Consider the following 19,228-nt stretch of genomic DNA (forward strand, 5'->3'; position numbering starts at 1 on the left):
ATTAGTCAAATTAAGAGCAACAGTGCCTGAAATGCATCGGGTTAGGCATATCCATTTTGTTGGCATTGGTGGTGCTGGCATGGGCGGTATTGCTGAAGTATTGGCTAACGAAGGTTATGAAATTAGTGGTTCTGATTTGTTACCTAATACGGTTACTGAGCAATTAATAGAGCTTGGCGCAAAAATTTATTTTAATCACCGACCAGAGAATGTTGCAAATGCTTGCGTTGTTGTCGTATCTACGGCAATCGCTGCCGATAATCCAGAAATTATTGCAGCACGCGAAGCTCGTATTCCGGTCATTCGACGCGCTGAAATGTTGGCTGAATTAATGCGTTTTCGTCATGGAATTGCTATCGCAGGAACCCATGGCAAAACAACGACTACCGCAATGATTGCCAGCATCTATGCGCAAGCAGGGTTAGATCCAACTTTTATCAATGGCGGATTAGTGAAAGCAGCAGGAGTTCATGCACGTCTAGGGACTAGCCGCTATTTAATTGCAGAAGCCGATGAGAGTGACGCTTCTTTCTTACATTTACAACCACTAGTTGCTGTTATAACAAATATAGAAGCAGATCACATGGAGACTTATGATGGTGATTTTGAGAAATTAAAACAGACTTTCATTAGTTTCTTACATAATCTGCCATTTTATGGTCGAGCAATATTATGTATCGATGATCCTGTGGTGCGTTCACTGTTACCGCAAATAGGTCGTTATATTACCACTTATGGTTTTAGTGATGACGCAGATGTGCGCATTAAATCCTATGAACAACGAGGCAATCAAGGTTTCTTTACTGTAGCGCGAGAAAACCGAACTGATTTAGCGTTTATCTTGAATGCACCAGGTCGTCATAATGCATTAAATGCAACTGCGGCTATTGCGGTAGCGACGGAAGAAGGAATTGATGATAGTGCTATTTTGACTGGGCTAGAAAAATTTCAAGGCACGGGTCGACGTTTTGATTTCTTAGGTAATTTCCCTTTAGCTGAAGTTAATGGCAAAAAAGGTAGCGTTATGCTGGTGGATGATTATGGTCACCATCCAACAGAAGTTAATGCTACTATTAAAGCAGCAAAAGAAGGATGGCCAGATAAACGTATCGTGATGGTTTTTCAACCTCACAGATATACTCGCACGCGTGATTTATATGATGATTTTGCCAATATTTTAGAGCAGGTTGATGTATTGATAATGCTAGATGTCTATCCGGCAGGAGAGGAGCCTATTCCTGGTGCAGATAGTCGCTCATTATGTCGGACAATCCGCAATCGAGGCAAATTGGATCCTATTTTTGCCGCTGAACATGAGCAAATTAGCGAAACATTAGCACAAATTATCGAAGATAACGACCTGATACTTATACAGGGAGCTGGTAATATCGGCAAGATAGCACGTAATTTGGCTGACACAGATTTACGGCCAATGCTAACAAATGAGGGAAAGGATCATGGCTGATAAAGTTGCCGTGCTTTTAGGCGGAAATTCAGCCGAAAGAGAGGTGTCACTGCAATCTGGTGAGGCGGTAGTAAATGGTTTGCGTGATGCTGGAATAGATGCCTATCCAGTTGATATTAAAGATTTTGCTGTCATCAAATTAAAAGAAGCTGGTTATAATAGAGTTTTTATTGCTTTACATGGACGCGGTGGTGAAGATGGCACGGTGCAAGGGGTTTTAGAATTTTTAGGTTTACCCTATACCGGTAGTGGTGTTTTAGCTTCATCACTTTCGATGGACAAGCTACGTACTAAGCAGTTATGGACGGGGATAGGTTTACCGATTGCACCCTATATAGCACTGGAGAAGCAACAGTTAGCAATGATGTCAGATGAAATGCTTTTTGAGTCTGCTTATCATTTGGGCTTACCGCTTATTGTGAAGCCAAGTCTTGAAGGTTCAAGCGTTGGTATGAGTAAAGTAACCACTTTGCCTGAATTAAGAATAGCGCTCGAGTTTGCTTTTCGTTATGACAAAGATGTGCTGATTGAGAAATGGCTAAATGGGCCTGAATATACCGTGGCAATTGTAGGGGAGCAGGTACTGCCTTCGATTCGTATTCAACCGGTAGGCGTTTTTTATGATTATGATGCCAAATATCTCTCTAATGAAACACAATATTTTTGTCCTAGTGGGTTGAAAACTGAAGAAGAACAACAATTGAATGAATTAGCGTTAGCGGCTTATAAGGCGGTTGGTTGTACTGGTTGGGGACGCGTTGATGTCATGAGGGATAACAATGGTATTTTTTATTTATTAGAAATTAATACCTCACCGGGAATGACCGGTCATAGTTTAGTACCCATGGCTGCCAAACAAGCAGGAATGAGTTTTTCACAGTTAGTTAAAAAGATTTTGGAATTGGCTAAGTAATATGCCGCAGGCATCATTGAACGTTCATAATAAAGAGCCTAAAGAGCGTCACAACGATGGCGGCCGAAGTAATGGTTCTTATTTGGCAGGCATTATCTTCTTCTTGATAGTATTGGGTACTATTATATGGAGTGGGTGGATGGTATTAAATTGGATGAAAGACGTTAATCGATTGCCTATTTCCAAGCTGGTGATCACTGGAGAACGCCTTTACACCCGTGATGATAATGTTAGAAAAGCAATATTGGCACTAGGTATGCCGGGTACATTTATGACTATTGATGTGAATGCGATCCAGAATCAAATAAAAACCATGCCATGGATAAGGCAAGTTACGGTACGTAAACAATGGCCGGATGAACTAAAAATTCATTTAGTGGAATATAAGCCTTATGCCAAATGGAATGATACCTTTTTTATTAATGCAGAAGGCTCTGTTTTTAGCTTACCAGCGTTACTAAATGTTAAAGGTAATTTCCTAATGCTATATGGTCCACAAGGCAGCCAGCAAGAAGTATTAGAGATGTATCGTGTTATGCAAAAGCAACTAGCGCCACATAATTTTAGCATTAAGTCAGTATCAATGACTGCACGACGCGCGTGGCAATTAGTTTTAGCGAATGATATTCGATTAAATATCGGTAAACAGGATATTAAAGAAAGATTAAACCGTTTTGTTGAGCTTTATCCACTATTAAAACAAGTGACAGATAAACGTATTGGATATATAGATTTGCGATATGGTAGCGGTGCTGCGGTAGGTTGGTTACCACTTTTAGCCGAACCTGTTACACACTGAATTGAAATAGTTTGAGACTGCTGATTGATCAGATACAGGCAAATTAACGATGATTAAAACGACGGACAGAAAATTAGTAGTTGGTCTTGAAATTGGAACTTCCAAGGTTTCTGCGCTGGTTGGTGAAATTCTGCCTGATAGGATGGTAAATATTATTGGTGTCGGCAATTGTCCATCTCGAGGGATGGATAAAGGCGGTGTGAATGATTTGGAATCAGTCGTTAAATGTGTGCAGCGAGCTATTGATCAAGCAGAATTGATGGCGGATTGCCAAATATCATCGGTTTATCTGGCGCTTTCTGGCAAGCACGTTAGTTGCCAAAATGAAATAGGTATGGTGCCTATTTCTGAGGATGAAGTTACTCAAGATGACGTAGATAGCGTAGTTCATACTGCTAAATCTGTCCGGGTCCGTGATGAGCATAGAATTTTACACGTTATACCACAAGAATATGCGATTGATTATCAAGAAGGAATTAAAAATCCAGTAGGACTTTCAGGTGTACGTATGCAAGCTAAGGTACATCTAATTACTTGCCATAATGATATGGCCAAAAATATTGTCAAAGCAGTTGAACGTTGTGGTTTAAAAGTAGATCAATTAATTTTTGCCGGTTTAGCGTCAAGTTATTCCGTTTTAACGGAAGATGAACGTGAATTGGGGGTATGTGTCGTCGATATTGGCGGAGGAACTATGGACATAGCCGTTTATACTGGCGGTGCACTGCGCCATACCAAGGTTATACCTTATGCTGGTAATGTCGTGACAAGTGATATTGCTTATGCATTTGGTACTCCCCCTAGTGATGCGGAAACAATAAAAGTTCGCCATGGATGCGCATTAGGTACTATTGTTAGTAAAGACGAAAATGTTGAGGTACCAAGTGTAGGTGGGCGGCCGCCAAGAAGTTTACAACGTCAAACATTAGCTGAAGTTATCGAGCCACGTTACACAGAGTTGCTAAACTTAGTAAATGACGAGATTTTGAAATTGCAAGAACAATTACGTCAGCAAGGTGTTAAACATCATCTGGCAGCGGGTATTGTCTTAACAGGAGGCGGTGCTCAAATTGATGGTCTAGTCGAATGCGCCCAAAGAGTATTCCATACTCAGGTACGCATCGGTAAGCCATTAAATATAACTGGTTTAACGGACTATGCCCAGGAGCCTTATTACTCCACAGCTGTCGGGCTTCTGCATTACGGCAAACAGACTCATCTTGGGAATGAAGCCGAAATGGATAAGCGTACATCAGTGAGTAGTTGGTTTCATAAAATCACTAGTTGGCTGAGAAAAGAATTTTAATTTTGTAAGAAGCAAATCTTCGCTTCTATATAAGGCACAAAACGGAGAGAGATTATGTTTGAACCAATGGAATTAACCAATGACGCGGTGATTAAAGTCATCGGCGTTGGCGGTGGCGGTGGCAATGCCGTTGAACACATGGTGCGTGAACGCATCGAAGGTGTTGAATTCTTTGCTGTTAATACAGATGCTCAGGCATTACGTAAAACAGCAGTAGGACAAACTATTCAGATCGGCAATGGTATTACTAAAGGCTTGGGAGCAGGAGCGAATCCTGAAGTTGGTCGTAATGCTGCTGAAGAAGATCGTGAAGCCTTGCGCAATGCGCTTGATGGGGCAGATATGGTCTTTATTGCTGCTGGTATGGGTGGTGGTACGGGCACCGGCGCAGCCCCTGTTGTAGCCGAAGTTGCTAAAGAGCTTGGTATACTGACGGTAGCGGTTGTGACCAAACCTTTCAACTTTGAAGGTAAAAAACGCATGGCATTTGCTGAAACAGGGATCTCAGAACTGTCTAAGCATGTTGATTCCTTGATTACCATTCCGAATGATAAATTATTAAAAGTGCTTGGACGCGGTATTTCTTTGCTAGATGCATTCGGTGCCGCCAATGATGTGTTGAAAGGCGCGGTTCAAGGCATTGCTGAGCTGATTACTCGTCCAGGTTTAATGAATGTCGATTTTGCAGATGTTCGTACCGTCATGTCTGAAATGGGTTATGCTATGATGGGATCAGGCTTAGCACGAGGTGAAGATCGAGCTGAGGAAGCGGCAGAAATGGCAATTTCCAGCCCCTTATTGGAAGATATCGATTTATCGGGCGCTCGTGGTGTATTAGTTAATATTACCGCAGGTTTTGATTTACGGCTTGATGAATTTGAAACAGTGGGTAATACCATTCGTGCATTTGCCTCTGATAATGCAACAGTTGTTATCGGTACTTCACTGGATCCTGAAATGAATGATGAGTTACGGGTGACCGTGGTTGCTACAGGAATTGGTATGGATAAGCGGCCAGAAATCACATTGGTTACTAACAAAACAGCCCAAAAATCATCGCTAGAGCAGCGTTATCAGCAGATGCAAGGCTCAATGCCGGCTATGACGCCGTTAACGGAGGAAAAATCTGCTGCTAAAGTGGTGAATGAGCAAAATATGCAATCAAATAAAGAGCCGGACTATCTTGATATTCCAGCTTTTTTAAGAAAACAGGCTGATTAGTTAACAATTGATTGGTTTCTCTGCTTTTTGTGCTAAAATATCTTGCTAATCCTGGAGTGAGGATTAGCAAGACTGTTAACGATGTGAGAGAAAATGATCATCAAACAAAGGACACTAAAACGTATTGTTCAAGCGACGGGCGTCGGTTTACATACTGGCAAGAAAGTCACTTTAGCATTGCGTCCAGCACCGGCCAATACCGGGGTCATCTACCGCCGTACAGATTTAAATCCACCGGTTGATTTCCCGGCTGAGGCAAAATCGGTACGTGATACTATGCTATGTACCTGCTTGGTCAATGAAGATGATGTACGTATTTCAACGGTAGAACATCTGAATGCTGCATTGGCAGCGCTAGGAATTGACAATATTATCATTGAGGTAGATGCACCAGAAATTCCAATAATGGATGGAAGTGCTGCGCCTTTTGTATTTTTATTGTTAGATGCAGGCATTGAAGAGTTAAACAGCGCCAAGAAATTTCTTCGTATTAAAGAGAGTGTCCGAGTTACAGATGGTGATAAATGGGCTGAACTAGCACCTTATAACGGATTTAGCTTAGATTTCACTATCGATTTCAATCATCCTGTTATTAATAGTAGTACTCAACGTTATAAACTAGATTTTTCGGCAAAATCTTTTGTTAGAGATATTAGCCGTGCGCGTACGTTTGGCTTCATGCGTGATATTGAGTATTTACAATCTAAAGGGTTATGTTTGGGCGGTAGCTTTGATTGTGCGATTGTTGTTGATGATTATCGCGTATTAAATGAAGATGGCTTGCGTTTTGAAGATGAATTTGTGCGTCATAAAACGCTAGATGCTATTGGTGATTTATTTATGTGTGGTCATAATATCATTGGTGCTTTTACCGCGTATAAATCAGGCCATGCATTGAATAACAAATTATTGCAGGCTGTTTTAGCGACGGAATCTGCTTGGGATATGGTGACGTTTGAAGATGAATCTGAAATGCCAGTCGCATTTAAAACACCTTCGACAATAATAATCTGAGATATATTATTTTAAGCAGGATATTCTAACTATGGTACATCAGTGGATTATTCTCTCTCACGAGTTTCGCACCAATAAAAAAACGCGCTATTTTTAAGTTTAATTCAGCATAATATATAAATAGATAAAACCTTATAAATCAAATACAACTTATTGTAATTTAAGAAAATTCATGTGTTTTAGTAACTTGCAGATTGATCATTGCTTTTAAGCCATTTCTAGAATTTTATATGCCTGTGCGAAACTCGTGTCTCTCTTACGTTACTTTCGTTGATGCTTTTTACTCAACACTAATCTTTATTGCTAGTTGCTTTGGTATTCTCTCCGGCCAATGCAGCTAACCGCTCTAATTTTTCCTTTAGTTTTTTTGGACTTCTTTTTGCTAGGTTACGAATTGTCTTTGCACTTTCTTTGCTTAGCTGGCTTATTATCTGTTTTGATGGTTTTATAGCTATTTGCTGAAATGATAAGCAATTTTTTGAATTTTTAGATGATAATGATGGATTAATCATTATGTTGATTGAAGATAAAGATGGTAAAATAGTGTTACGTAATGTTGAGAGTAGCGTAGGAAGTTCATAGTTTAGTCGTACTTTTCGGCTAGCATTTGTAACTTCTAGAATAAGAATATGCTGACGATAATTAGCGACTCGACACCAAACCTTTAACTCGATAGGAAGTAGGCTGATAACAGTATTATTGAGTTTAATTAATGCCTGCGCGCGCTGTTGAATCGTTTGTAAGGTATTGGACTCAAGGTTGCTCTCTTTTAACAAAATATTTAAAGATTGGGGATAACTATCGCGCATTTTTTACTCCAACTCTTATATTATATGATATTTAATGAATATATTAGATCTTTGTCGACATTTTGGTAAACGATATTTTTGGCCGCACCTGCTATTAGGTATTGTAACGGCTAGTATTGGTATACCTACAACTTTGGCAAAAGTGACTGAAAATATGTCACATACTAGCCAGTTATTACCCCATTATCAGCAAAATTTAGCATTAGATCATCTAATAGCTGCCAGTAAATATCGTATTTTTTATAATTGTGGCGCAAATTATTGGCATCAGCATGCTTTACGTAATATGATTCGTCAGCTGACTTTTGTTTTTTCAGCCCAAGAGACACAAAAGCAGCTGGATGCCAACTTAAGTGCGCACAACAAACCAATTTCGCTTTATAATATGCCTGACACTCTTTACTCTATGATTAATTTGAGTGTTTTTCATCCAAATGAGCAAAATTTCAGCTATTTATTAACACAATCTTCTTACCACGTTACCTACCAAACTGCGCTATGGGTTGCTTGGGGTCAGGGTATTCGAGCTGGGCCTTAACACAAATTTCATAGACTTTTCGTTGATTCTTATAGCAACCATTGTTCAACTGAATATATTAATTATATTGGTTGAAAATAGATAATATAGGCGGATTCTAACAAGAACACCGCCTTAATTGAGAAAAAATATTTATGTTAACTAAGTTACTAACAAAAATTTTTGGTAGTCGTAATGATCGTACTTTACGTCGTTTAGGTAAATTTGTTGATATTATTAATCAGTTAGAGCCTGAATTTGAAAAATTTTCCGACCAAGAACTTAAAGCCAAGACTGATGAATTTCGCCAGCGCCTTAAATCAGGTGCAACATTAGATGATTTAATCCCAGAGGCGTTTGCCACCGTTCGCGAAGCCAGTAAACGGGTATTTAATATGCGGCATTTTGATGTTCAGTTGCTAGGGGGGATGGTACTCAATGAGCGCTGTATTGCAGAGATGCGTACTGGTGAAGGAAAAACATTAACATCTACATTACCTGCATATTTAAATGCTTTAACGGGTAAGGGTGTCCATATTGTTACTGTAAACGACTATTTAGCTAAGCGTGATGCAGAAAATAATCGGCTATTGTTTGAATTTCTTGGTATGACAGTCGGTATTAATTTACCCTGTATGCCTGCTACATTGAAGCGTGAAGCCTATGCCGCAGATATTACCTATGGGACTAATAATGAATATGGTTTTGATTATCTGCGTGACAACATGGCTTTTAGTCCGGAAGAGCGTGTGCAGCGTAAACTCCATTATGCATTAGTCGATGAGGTTGATTCTATTTTAATTGATGAAGCTCGTACCCCATTGATTATTTCAGGACCGGCAGAAGATAGTTCAGATCTATACAAAAAGGTGGATAAACTAATCCCTAATCTTAAGCAGCAAGAAAAAGAAGATTCAGACACTTTTCAAGGAGAAGGTCATTTTTCTGTTGATGAAAAATCACGTCAAGTTACATTGACAGAACGTGGATTAGAATTAATTGAGCAATTATTAGCGAAAGCGAATTTAATGGAAGAGGGGGAGTCATTATATTCTCCAGCTAATATTATGCTTATGCACCATGTCATGGCTGCCCTACGTGCTCATGCACTTTTCAGTCGGGACGTAGATTATATTGTTAAAGACGGTCAGATTATTATTGTTGATGAACATACTGGACGGACAATGGAAGGACGCCGTTGGTCAGATGGATTGCATCAAGCCGTTGAGGCAAAAGAAGGTGTTGAAATACAAAATGAGAATCAAACATTGGCATCAATTACCTTCCAAAATTATTTTCGGCTATACGAAAAACTCGCCGGTATGACCGGTACTGCTGATACAGAAGCTTTCGAATTTAGATCTATCTATAAATTGGACACAATTGTTATTCCAACTAATCGTCCGATGATCCGTAATGATTTACCTGATTTAGTTTATATGACTGAAGCGGACAAATTTGCTGCCATTATTGATGATATTCGTGAATGTACTAGCCGAGGCCAACCGGTATTAGTAGGTACTATTTCAATCGAAAAATCAGAGCTAATTTCTCAGGAACTAACTAAAGCTAAAATTGCACACAATGTTTTAAATGCTAAGTTCCATGCAATGGAAGCAGATATTATTGCTGAAGCCGGGCAGGCAGGTTCAGTGACTATTGCAACTAATATGGCGGGGCGAGGTACAGATATTGTATTAGGAGGCAGCTGGCAAGCAGAAATCAATAAACTAGAGGACGCTAGTCAGGAGCAAATTGATAAAATAAAGACAGCATGGCAAGAGCGGCATGAAGCGGTAATTGCTGGTGGTGGTTTACATATCATTGGTACAGAACGCCATGAATCCCGTCGTATTGATAACCAATTACGTGGGCGGTCTGGACGCCAAGGTGATCCCGGTTCATCCCGTTTTTATCTTTCAATGGAAGATTCTTTGATGCGTATTTTTGCCTCTGATCGAGTGGCAGGAATGATGCGTAAATTGGGTATGAAACCTGGTGAAGCGATTGAACATCCTTGGGTAACGAAAGCAATTGCTAATGCACAACGTAAGGTTGAAAGCCGTAACTTTGATATTCGAAAACAACTTTTGGAATATGATGATGTTGCTAACGATCAGCGTCGAGCTATCTATTCACAGCGCAATGATTTATTAGATGGTGGTGATGTTAGTGAAACGATTGACAGTATTCGTGAAGATGTTATAACCGTAACTATTGATGCTTATATCCCTCCCCAATCTTTGGAAGAAATGTGGGATATTGATGGTTTACAAAAACGATTAAGCAACGATTTTAGTTTAGAATTACCTGTTCAAGAATGGTTGGATAAAGAATCCGAATTACATGAAGAAACTTTGCGTGCACGTATTCTAGAAAAAACGGTTGCAGCTTATAAGGAAAAAGAGACAATTGTAGGTAGTGAGATGATGCGTAATTTTGAGAAGGGCATCATGTTACAAACTCTTGATACATTATGGAAAGAGCATTTGGCTGCAATGGATTATTTGCGTCAGGGTATTCATTTACGAGGCTACGCACAAAGAGATCCAAAACAGGAATATAAGCGCGAGTCATTTGGTATGTTTGCCAATATGCTAGAAACTCTGAAATATGAAGTAATTAGCACATTAAGCAAAGTAGAAGTTCGATTACCAGAGGAAGTATCTATACTTGATCAGCAAAGACGTGAAGAGGCAGAACGTCTTATGAAAAAGCAGCACCTGAGCCATGAAATTGAAAATGAAGCATTGATGTCAAAAACAGAAGCTCAAATGGCGGCCCAAGGCCATAAAATTGGTCGTAATGAACCTTGTCCATGTGGCTCAGGTAAAAAATATAAGCATTGTCATGGTAGCTTAGGTTAAAGCTCAGTTGCTAAAACAATTAAAAACAGGAGCGGAAAATATATCCGCTCTTTTACTGTAAACTTCAAAAATAATTAAATTATTTTTATGAAAAAAAAACAATTACATATTGCTGTTGGTATTATTAGAAATACGAAACAAGAAGTTTTTATTACCCAACGGGCAGCTAATTCACATATGGGTGGTTTTTGGGAATTTCCTGGTGGTAAATTAGAAATAGGCGAAACACCAGTAGAAGCATTGTTGCGTGAACTTAAAGAAGAAATTGGGATAGATGTTATTAACAGTCAATTGTTGCAGGTTGTTGAACATGAATTTCCTGATCGTAGAATAACATTACATTTTTTTCTGGTAGAGCAGTGGGATTGCCAGCCTTATGGAAAAGAAGGCCAATCTTCACGTTGGCTTTTGCAAAAATCACTGGTAGCCGAAGAATTTCCACCTGCTAACCGAGTAATTGTTGATATGCTAATCAACAACGTGATTTGAGTTTGCCTATCCCACAGATAAGTTAATATAACTAAGTTTTGAAATTATCTTATCTAAGGGTTATATAATGGTACAGGTGAAATTTATAGCATTTTTGACTTTAAGCTTATTTTTTAATGTCATGATCATCGGATATTTCACTCCAATCATCTATTTCGGAAATATTTCGTTGACTTGAGATCCTTTTTTCCTCACCAGCCCATTCACCAAGATCGATTAATCGACATCGTTTGCTACAAAAAGGGCGATAGGGCTACTCTCTTGCCAAATAACAATTTTATGGCAAGTCGGACATTTTACCGTGAGCTTATCTGGCATAATGACTCCTAACAACAGGCTAATTTAAATGGTAATTCATCAGGTACAATACCATTTTCACTGTCTTCATGTAAGAATCGGATAGCAAAACGTGTTTTATGTCCAGAAATCTGAGGATATAGAGATAGATTTATCGGTAACTTTATTCGGATCAGATCCGCATTTTCTACACTACCTTGATAGAAGCCATTATAACTTTTTTGACTGGTGAATGTATTGGACTTGCGGATCAAATTTAATAGCATATTTAAAGCGGAACGTAACGGAAGGATGCCGTCAATCCAAAAGTTAATTCTAGTTTCTATCTCTTTTTTAGGCGTATTTAACCATAAATGTAAGGCTGGTAAATCAAAACTACAACAACCTCCGGGTATACTTAACCGCTGGCGAGCAATACTAATAACTTTATCTTGCCGTAAGTGTTGACCAATGCGTGGTGCTTCTCTTAATGAAGTGAGATTTTCTTGCAGTTCTTTTAGAAGATTTTTAATCAGAGTTTTATCTGCATGGGGATCACTGCACCATTGATTAAGTTTGTTTTTTTGTTTATCTAATTCTTTAATAATGTCTGCACGTATATCGCTGCGATCTAATACTTCGATTAATTCAGAAACGGCAGGAAAAAAGCTAATCCACTAGCTAATGAGTTGATGTTTTTCAAGTCAATGAGTTGCTGAAGAAAACATTCCATGCGCAGCCAAGAGCGCATTTTATCATTTAATGGATGTTCATAAATAATGGTAGAAATAGTATTACTCATTGTGTGTTTCCTGAGAAGCATTCATAGCTAATTGCAAATATTTCTGATGTAATTTCGCTAAAGTTTCATCAAGTGTTAAGTTATTATCGTGATTATTAATTATATCATCAGCTTTTTCTAAACGCCTTGTTCGGCTAACTTGGTTAGATAAAATATTTTTTGCTTCTTGTTGGCTAATTCTATCACGTTTCATTATACGAGCTATTTGTTCTTCAGGTGTTACGTCAATGACTAGCACGCGGTTGGCAAGGTGCTCTAGATTATTTTCAATTAACAACGGGACAACCCAAACTACATAAGTGGAATTAAGTAAAGTTAGCTGGCGTTGGGTTTCTTGATGTATTAATGGATGAAGCAAATTATTTAACCAATTTTTTTCTCTTGGATCGCTAAATATTTTTTTTCTTAACTTGGCGCGATTTAAAGAGCCATCGTTATTGAGAATAGTTGAACCAAAATGTTGTTTTATCATGTTAAAAGCATAAGTATTAGGCATAACTATTTGTCTTGAAATGATGTCTGCATCAACAATTGGTATTCCTAAGGATGCAAATTTATCTGAAACGGTACTTTTGCCGCTTCCTATCCCGCCTGTGAGAGCAACAATATAGCTCATGCATCCTCTCTTTCAATAAATTTAAATGGTAAATTCCAGGCAAAGGTCTGATAATTTTTTTATGTTTATTATAACGGGTTTTAACATAATAATATTTTTTATTTTATTGTTACATTGATTACTTAAGAAATAATATTACCTAAATTAAAAATCGGCAAATACATAGTGAATAATAATCCAGTAATTACAACTGCGAGTAATAGTATTAGCATTGGTTCAATTAATTTTATCTTTTTATTAACATAGTTGATTAGGTTATCTTGATACCAATTAGCTAGTTTTTCTAAAAATAATACTAAATTACCAGATAATTCTCCGGCTGTAATAAATTGCAAGCATAGATATGGGAATAGTTTTTCTCTTTTTATACTGTCACTAAAAGAAATACCTCGTTGAATTTTTTGATATATAGAATGGATGGCATCGTGATAAACGGGATGTTTTAGTGTTTTTAATACATATTCGAATCCTTCTAATAATGTTAATCCTGATTTTTGGGTAATATGTAGTGTTTGAAAAAAATAGTAAAGTTGTTGCCAACCAATAAGCTTATTGAGTAATGGCAAATGTAAGATAACCTTTTGTTCTTGTTTAATTAAATTTGGCGTATATTTTCTATATGTAAAATATCCTAAACAAATGCAAGCTAAGGTAACAACGATATACAGAGCATTGTCAGCAATTTTATCAGAAATGGTAATAAGCAACCTAGTCGCTATTGGAAGTTGAGCATCAAATGTTTGGTATATTGCTTTAAATTCAGGTAAAACGAAAAATAACATTAGCGAAACCACGATTGAAGCGATAATTAAAATAATGCATGGATACTGTAGTGCTTTAGCTATTTTTTGTTTTAATATTTGTTGTTGTTGAAGTTGTTGGTAAATAAGTTGGCAATTTTTTTCCAGGCTATTGGTTTGTTCTCCTATTTCTACTAGTCGATAAATTATTTCTGGAAAAAGTTTAGGATAATGTTTTAATGCCGAAGAGAATGCTTCCCCTTGATTAATACGTTTAATGATTTCTGTTAATATACATTTCCAAACGGACATATTACATTCTTTTTGAATAATATTTAGACTTTGAATTAAAGAAATATTGGATTTAAGTAATACACTAAGTTGATACATAAAATGCAAACGATAGCTACGAATTTTTGTGGTATATAGCGCAATTTCTCGGATTTTAATTGAAATAGGTATTAAATTGCTTCTAAGAATATATTTAAAAACCTCTTGTTTAGAATGAGATATTTTATAATTTTCTATTAATATTCCCTGAGTATTAATTGCTCGATATATATAGATAAAATTCACTGAATTATCTCCTGTCCTGTTACTTCATACAATTCTTTTAGTGTTGTTATGCCGGCTTTGACTAGAAGTAATCCAGAAGCAAATAAACTAACGAAAGGTATTTTTTCTGTTTTTCTTGCTAGCTGATAAAATTGCGTAGCAAGAGTTTCTTCCTTAAGCTCTAAAAACTCACAAATTGCGGTTCGACCTAAATATCCACCGAAACAATGGTCACATCCAACCGCCCGCCAGGTTGTAATTAACCTGAGTTCGGGATAAGAAATAAAGAGAAAGTCTTGATATTCAAATAGTTGAATGAGCCTGTTTTGTTAAAATACTCTAACAGTCTGGTTAAAGAGTAGAGCATTGTTAAACAATTATGGAAAATCTTACTGAACTTTATTGCCTGATGGATGATTTTTGCAAAGACTTCGAGCCAAAAATGCATGAATATTTGCTGACTAACGGTACTAAGCGTCGTAGACGGTCTACTCAGCTTTCGTTGGCGGAAATGATGACACTGGTTGTGTTGTTTCATCAACTCCGATTCAGGCAATTCAAGGTATTTTATCTCTATTATGTCCGCTTATATCTCCGGAAGGAATTTCCTAACTTGCCATCCTATTCACGCTGTGTAGAGTTACTTCCGCGTAGTGCCTTAGCGTTAACGGCACTGTTTGAGTCAATTAAGGGAAAATGCACGGGGCTATCGGTTGCCGATTCTACTCCGATAGCGGTGTGTGATAACTTACGGATCCGCAGACATAAAGTCTTCAATGGGATAGCTGAACGGGGAAAAAATTCAACAGGTTGGTTCTTTGGTTTCAAGCTTCATGTAATTATCAATCATTTGGGGGAAATACTCAGTTTTCGACTCACACCAGGAAACACCGATGATCGGAAACCATTGCCTGAGCTGACAAAGGATCTTTCTGGTTGTTTGTACGCAGATAAAGGGTATTTATCGACTTCACTGAAACAGCAACTCAAAACGATGGGAATTAGCCTTATAACGAATATCAAGAAGAAAATGAAGCCTATTAAACAGACTTGTTTCGACAAAGCCATCTTGCGTCATCGTTCTGTCATTGAAACGGTATTTGATGAGTTAAAAAATCTTTGTCAAATAGAGCATACGCGACATCGCTCTCCGGCTAACTTTGTAGTGAATTTATTAGGCGGACTGGTTGCATATTGTTTAATGCCATCTAAACCAAAGATACCTGTTGCAGGTACGTATCTTCAAGTATAATTGATAATGCTTATCCCGAACTCAGGTTAATTACTGTTTCAATATTATCATATTGAATAGTAACAGGATTTTCCTTATGACGTTTACAGCTAGGACATAGTTTTCTAACCAGTCTCTGAGCAATAATTAATTTCACACAAGAATTTATCAAATGTGGTGATATGCTTAAATTTTCTAGTCGTTCTAGTGTACTTTTCGTTGAATTTGTATGGAGGGTTGATAATACTAAATGGCCGGTTTGGGCAGCTTTTATAGCAATTTCGGCTGTTTTTTGATCGCGGATTTCGCCTACCATAATAATATCAGGATCTTGGCGAAGTAATGCTCTTAAGATGGTTGAAAAATCTAATCCTATTTTTTCGCTTACAGGTATTTGATTAATCCCTTTTATTGGTATCTCTACTGGATCCTCAATCGTTGAAATATTTAATTCACTGTGATTAAGATATTCAAGACAGCTATAAAGCGTTACTGTTTTACTACTTCCAGTTGGCCCAGTGACAAGAATCATGCCTTGTGGCAGAGAAAGTTTTTGTTTTAAAATGACAAGAAAATTATTTTTTATACCTAGTTGTTCTAAAGAATAATGGTTTTTATTATTTAATATCTTTAAAACTATTTTTTCACCATAAAGAGTTGGTAATGTTTAAATGCGAATAGCATAGTGGATATCACGGCTGATCCATTCAAGTTGCCCATCTTGAGGCAAGCGCTTTTCTGCAATATTCAATTTTGCCAATATTTTTAATCGGGCAAATATTTCTGCACAATTTTCGACTGGCGGCGAAGGAACATAAAATAATTTACCATCAACTCTGATTCGAATTTTGGCACCGGTCTTAAATGGCTCAATATGAATGTCTGATGCCCGTTTTTCAATAGCAGATCCAATAAGATAATCGACATAATTTACTGCTGGTGAATTAGGTTTTTCTTCATTGTTAATTGAAGGATCATAACGTATAGGTTCTTCTTGTATTTCAACTTCATGATTACAGCGATTAAAATAATGCTCAATTTTTTCTTTTGGCCAGATATCATAACAAACAGGAACACTAGAAATAAAACGTAATGCTGTTAACAATTCGTCATTGGGTTTTCTATAACTCGCAATGGAAAGTTTTTTTGAATTGAACTCGATCATTACAATATCATGACGATAACAAAGTTTTTTTAATTCATCTTCGATAACATTAAAGTCTTTGGGAATAGCTGTTATGAAAGTCATAATAGAATCCTATTATTCACGAGTTTCGCACAAAACTAATTTGGGTACGCTAATAAAACACGGATTTGCTCAGTAATAGCACTTTTGATTACGTCCCAATTTTGTTGATAAAGGGTTATTTTTTCAGATATACGACGTTTATGTTGTTCAAACCACGCAGAAATAGCGAGAAAAATATGATTTCTTTGCGCTCGGCTCGTGCGAGCCTGACAGCGTTCAATACCACAGTTTTGTTTAACTTCTCGATGATAAACTTCAACAGACCAACGGGCATCCATGATAGATTTGAGGTATTGACGGGTGGGATTCTCTTTGTTTGTTACTATGTAATCAATACGGCCGTTTTTGGCTGTAAATTTGAAAACGGTTACCCAACCATATCCTCGCAAGTGTATTGACGTTCCTTCTTCTGAGATGTCTAACTTGTTCAGTTGTTTGTTATGGTTAACAATCCTATTTTTCCTCAACGTGGTTACCCAGATCCAACCATGAGAGCGAATTGATTTCAGGTTATCCAGGCTAGAATACCAAGCATCCATCACTACGGCTTCTGGCATGATCCCTCTTTTTTTAGCAAGAGTGAGCATTTCGGAAAAGTGCGTGTTTTTTGTTTTTCCATCAGAATCTTTATCATAAATACGATAATTGATAGGAATTGATTCAACCTTCGTCAGATCATGCCAAAGCAAATTAACTAAACCTATGCCAGCAATAACCTCATGTTCATTACCTGAATATTGATAATGGACCATCACTATTTTTTTACTACGTGTTTTGGCAATCAATGTATCATCGGCAATTAGTACGCAAGGGCTTTTTTTGTCTATAGAAGGTTCAACTAATCGCCATAGGTCTTTAGGTCTAAAACATCTACTTTTTAGCCATCGGCTAACAGTGTCATGAGATAAAGGCGATGGGCTTACTTCTGATAACGCTAAACCAGAGTATCTTAAACTGCTTACTTGTAAGAATGTTTTATAGATATCTTTAATACATGGATAACCCGACAAAATATGAACACCCTGATTTTTTCTTGTTTTTAAATTTATACTTCTTTTTTGGAGATTGCGAAACTCGTGTATTTATTCAATCAACATATTGATATCAAAGAAACTTTATTAATTAAATTTTTTTTAATTATTTTAGATATTTTGAAAAATTAAGGATATTTTTAATATCAACTCTATCAATCGTTTTCACTGAAAACCATTAATGTTATTTATAATAAAATTGTTATGTTCTTAACTGCTGGATTGAATATTAATTCATTTATATTGATTAATAATTTAATTAAAGGTAAATAGTAACGTTTCAGTTGATTAATTATATGTATAAAAAAATTAACATCGTTGCTAAAAAACAAATTAAAACTATCATTTATTTTTAATTTTTAAAAATTTTTATCAAAAAATGCGACTTTCTTAAGGTTAAATATAAGCTCTTATGGACAGTTGGTGAATACTTTGTTACTTTATGTACATCTAGGATAAATTGGTATTACCAATTGACTTTGGTAGTGTTAAATAAGTATTTACGCAAAATATAAGTGGCCTATTGTAAATATGGTTTATAGCAAAATTCGCCAACATAAATTATCTGATGTCATTGAACAGCGCCTTTAGCATTTAATCCTTGAAGGAATATTGCGCCCCGGAGAAAAATTGCTACCTGAACGTGAGTTGGCTAAGCAATTTGATGTTTCTCGTCCCTCTTTGCGTGAGGCGATTCAGAGGCTTGAAGCAAAAGGTTTTCTTCTTCGCCGACAAGGAGGGGGGATGTTCGTCCAAACAAATCTATGGCAAAGCTTTAGTGATCCGCTTACCCAGTTATTATCTGGGCATATGGAATCATAATTTGATCTTTTAGAAACACGTCATGCACTTGAAGGTATTGCTGCTTATTATGCTGCTTTAAGAGGAACCGATGAGGATCTGGCTCGGATTAAGATCAGTCATTTACAAATTCAGGATATTGAAGAGCGTGGGGATGTTAATGCTGAAGTTGAGGCTGTTTTGCAATATCAGCTGGTTGTTACTGAAGCGGCTCATAATGTGGTATTACTTCATATACTTCGCTGTATGGTTCCATTGTTAGAGCAGAATATTAGACAAAATTTTGAGTGCTTATATACCCGTAAAGAAATGCACGCAGCAGTAAGTAAACATAGAACTCAAATTTTTGAAGCTATTATCGCACGTGAACCTGAAAAAGCACAGGAAGCTTCACATCGTCATTTAGCATTTATTGAGGAGATTTTGCTGGACATCAGTTGTGAGCATACACGTCGTGAGCGTTCTTTACGTCGAATACAACAATATCAAAATTTAATTTAGTAGTGCAGATTTTTTTGTTGCTGCGT

Annotated in this window: 15 protein-coding genes and 4 pseudogenes; 11 read left to right on the forward strand and 8 right to left on the reverse strand. The window is 37.1% G+C overall.

Features of this window, described 5'->3' with window-relative positions:
* Positions 1 to 31 precede the first annotated feature (31 nt).
* From murC to lpxC, 6 genes are all read left to right on the forward strand, one after another.
* Positions 32 to 1,465 (forward strand): UDP-N-acetylmuramate--L-alanine ligase, encoded by a 1,434-nt coding sequence (gene murC, locus V3224_RS11760; RefSeq protein WP_442890318.1) that lies wholly within the window; start codon positions 32 to 34, stop codon positions 1,463 to 1,465.
* Positions 1,458 to 2,378: a D-alanine--D-alanine ligase gene (locus V3224_RS11765; protein WP_334470656.1), complete on the forward strand. Its 921-nt coding sequence runs from the start codon at positions 1,458 to 1,460 to the stop codon at positions 2,376 to 2,378. Before murC ends, V3224_RS11765 begins: the two co-directional genes overlap by 8 nt.
* 1 nt (position 2,379) lies before the next feature.
* The gene (gene ftsQ / locus V3224_RS11770; RefSeq protein WP_180816748.1) at positions 2,380 to 3,177 is read left to right on the forward strand and encodes a cell division protein FtsQ; all 798 of its coding nucleotides are present in this window, start codon (positions 2,380 to 2,382) and stop codon (positions 3,175 to 3,177) included.
* A gap of 49 nt (positions 3,178 to 3,226) precedes the next feature.
* Positions 3,227 to 4,483 carry a cell division protein FtsA gene (ftsA, locus tag V3224_RS11775; RefSeq protein WP_334470658.1) on the forward strand — a complete coding sequence of 419 codons (1,257 nt, stop codon included), beginning with the start codon at positions 3,227 to 3,229 and terminating at the stop codon, positions 4,481 to 4,483.
* A 54-nt stretch (positions 4,484 to 4,537) separates the two neighbouring features.
* Entirely contained in the window at positions 4,538 to 5,704 is a 1,167-nt protein-coding gene (gene ftsZ, locus V3224_RS11780; protein WP_334470660.1) for a cell division protein FtsZ, read from the forward strand.
* A gap of 96 nt (positions 5,705 to 5,800) precedes the next feature.
* Positions 5,801 to 6,718 (forward strand): UDP-3-O-acyl-N-acetylglucosamine deacetylase, encoded by a 918-nt coding sequence (gene lpxC, locus V3224_RS11785; protein WP_334470903.1) that lies wholly within the window; start codon positions 5,801 to 5,803, stop codon positions 6,716 to 6,718.
* A 290-nt stretch (positions 6,719 to 7,008) separates the two neighbouring features.
* Here the strand turns inward: lpxC and V3224_RS11790 are convergent, their stop codons facing one another.
* Positions 7,009 to 7,527, reverse strand: a complete 519-nt coding sequence (locus V3224_RS11790) for a DUF721 domain-containing protein (protein ID WP_334470662.1) — start codon at positions 7,525 to 7,527, stop codon at positions 7,009 to 7,011.
* A gap of 34 nt (positions 7,528 to 7,561) precedes the next feature.
* Between V3224_RS11790 and secM the strand changes: the two genes are divergently transcribed.
* The 3 genes from secM (at position 7,562) to mutT (ending at position 11,400) form a co-directional block, all read left to right on the forward strand.
* Complete coding sequence (secM, locus tag V3224_RS11795; protein ID WP_334470664.1) at positions 7,562 to 8,065, forward strand: secA translation cis-regulator SecM; 504 nt, start codon at positions 7,562 to 7,564, stop codon at positions 8,063 to 8,065.
* A 134-nt stretch (positions 8,066 to 8,199) separates the two neighbouring features.
* Positions 8,200 to 10,911, forward strand: a complete 2,712-nt coding sequence (gene secA, locus V3224_RS11800; RefSeq protein WP_334470666.1) for a preprotein translocase subunit SecA — start codon at positions 8,200 to 8,202, stop codon at positions 10,909 to 10,911.
* Positions 10,912 to 10,998: 87 nt separating this feature from the next.
* The gene (gene mutT, locus V3224_RS11805; RefSeq protein WP_032115247.1) at positions 10,999 to 11,400 is read left to right on the forward strand and encodes an 8-oxo-dGTP diphosphatase MutT; all 402 of its coding nucleotides are present in this window, start codon (positions 10,999 to 11,001) and stop codon (positions 11,398 to 11,400) included.
* Positions 11,401 to 11,506: 106 nt separating this feature from the next.
* Here mutT and yacG read toward each other — a convergent pair.
* The 5 genes and pseudogenes from yacG to V3224_RS29940 all read right to left on the reverse strand — a co-directional run bounded on the left by yacG (position 11,507) and on the right by V3224_RS29940 (position 14,706).
* Positions 11,507 to 11,718 (reverse strand): annotated as a pseudogene (yacG, locus tag V3224_RS11810) (DNA gyrase inhibitor YacG).
* 8 nt (positions 11,719 to 11,726) lie between these two features.
* Positions 11,727 to 12,478 (reverse strand): annotated as a pseudogene (gene zapD / locus V3224_RS11815) (cell division protein ZapD).
* Positions 12,471 to 13,094, reverse strand: coding sequence for a dephospho-CoA kinase (gene coaE / locus V3224_RS11820; RefSeq protein ID WP_334470669.1), 624 nt, complete (start codon positions 13,092 to 13,094; stop codon positions 12,471 to 12,473). Before coaE ends, zapD begins: the two are co-directional and overlap by 8 nt.
* A 122-nt stretch (positions 13,095 to 13,216) precedes the next feature.
* Entirely contained in the window at positions 13,217 to 14,410 is a 1,194-nt protein-coding gene (locus V3224_RS11825; RefSeq protein ID WP_334470671.1) for a type II secretion system F family protein, read from the reverse strand.
* Positions 14,407 to 14,706, reverse strand: coding sequence for an ATPase, T2SS/T4P/T4SS family (locus V3224_RS29940; RefSeq protein WP_442890321.1), 300 nt, complete (start codon positions 14,704 to 14,706; stop codon positions 14,407 to 14,409). Before V3224_RS29940 ends, V3224_RS11825 begins: the two co-directional genes overlap by 4 nt.
* 62 nt (positions 14,707 to 14,768) lie before the next feature.
* Here V3224_RS29940 and V3224_RS11830 point away from each other — a divergent pair, with 62 nt between their 5' ends.
* Positions 14,769 to 15,641: an IS982 family transposase gene (locus V3224_RS11830; protein ID WP_334470673.1), complete on the forward strand. Its 873-nt coding sequence runs from the start codon at positions 14,769 to 14,771 to the stop codon at positions 15,639 to 15,641.
* Positions 15,642 to 15,651: 10 nt separating this feature from the next.
* On the opposite strand, the pseudogene V3224_RS11835 reads toward V3224_RS11830, so the two are convergent.
* Positions 15,652 to 16,869: pseudogene (locus V3224_RS11835) on the reverse strand (ATPase, T2SS/T4P/T4SS family).
* A gap of 35 nt (positions 16,870 to 16,904) precedes the next feature.
* Positions 16,905 to 17,879 (reverse strand): IS701 family transposase, encoded by a 975-nt coding sequence (locus tag V3224_RS11840; protein ID WP_334469652.1) that lies wholly within the window; start codon positions 17,877 to 17,879, stop codon positions 16,905 to 16,907.
* A 552-nt stretch (positions 17,880 to 18,431) separates the two neighbouring features.
* Here V3224_RS11840 and pdhR point away from each other — a divergent pair.
* Positions 18,432 to 19,202: pseudogene (gene pdhR / locus V3224_RS11845) on the forward strand (pyruvate dehydrogenase complex transcriptional repressor PdhR).
* The last annotated feature ends 26 nt before the right edge of the window (positions 19,203 to 19,228 follow it).

Origin of the sequence: Arsenophonus sp. PmNCSU2021_1, assembly GCF_036919435.1 — a bacterium.
Taxonomy (GTDB): domain Bacteria; phylum Pseudomonadota; class Gammaproteobacteria; order Enterobacterales; family Enterobacteriaceae; genus Arsenophonus; species Arsenophonus nilaparvatae.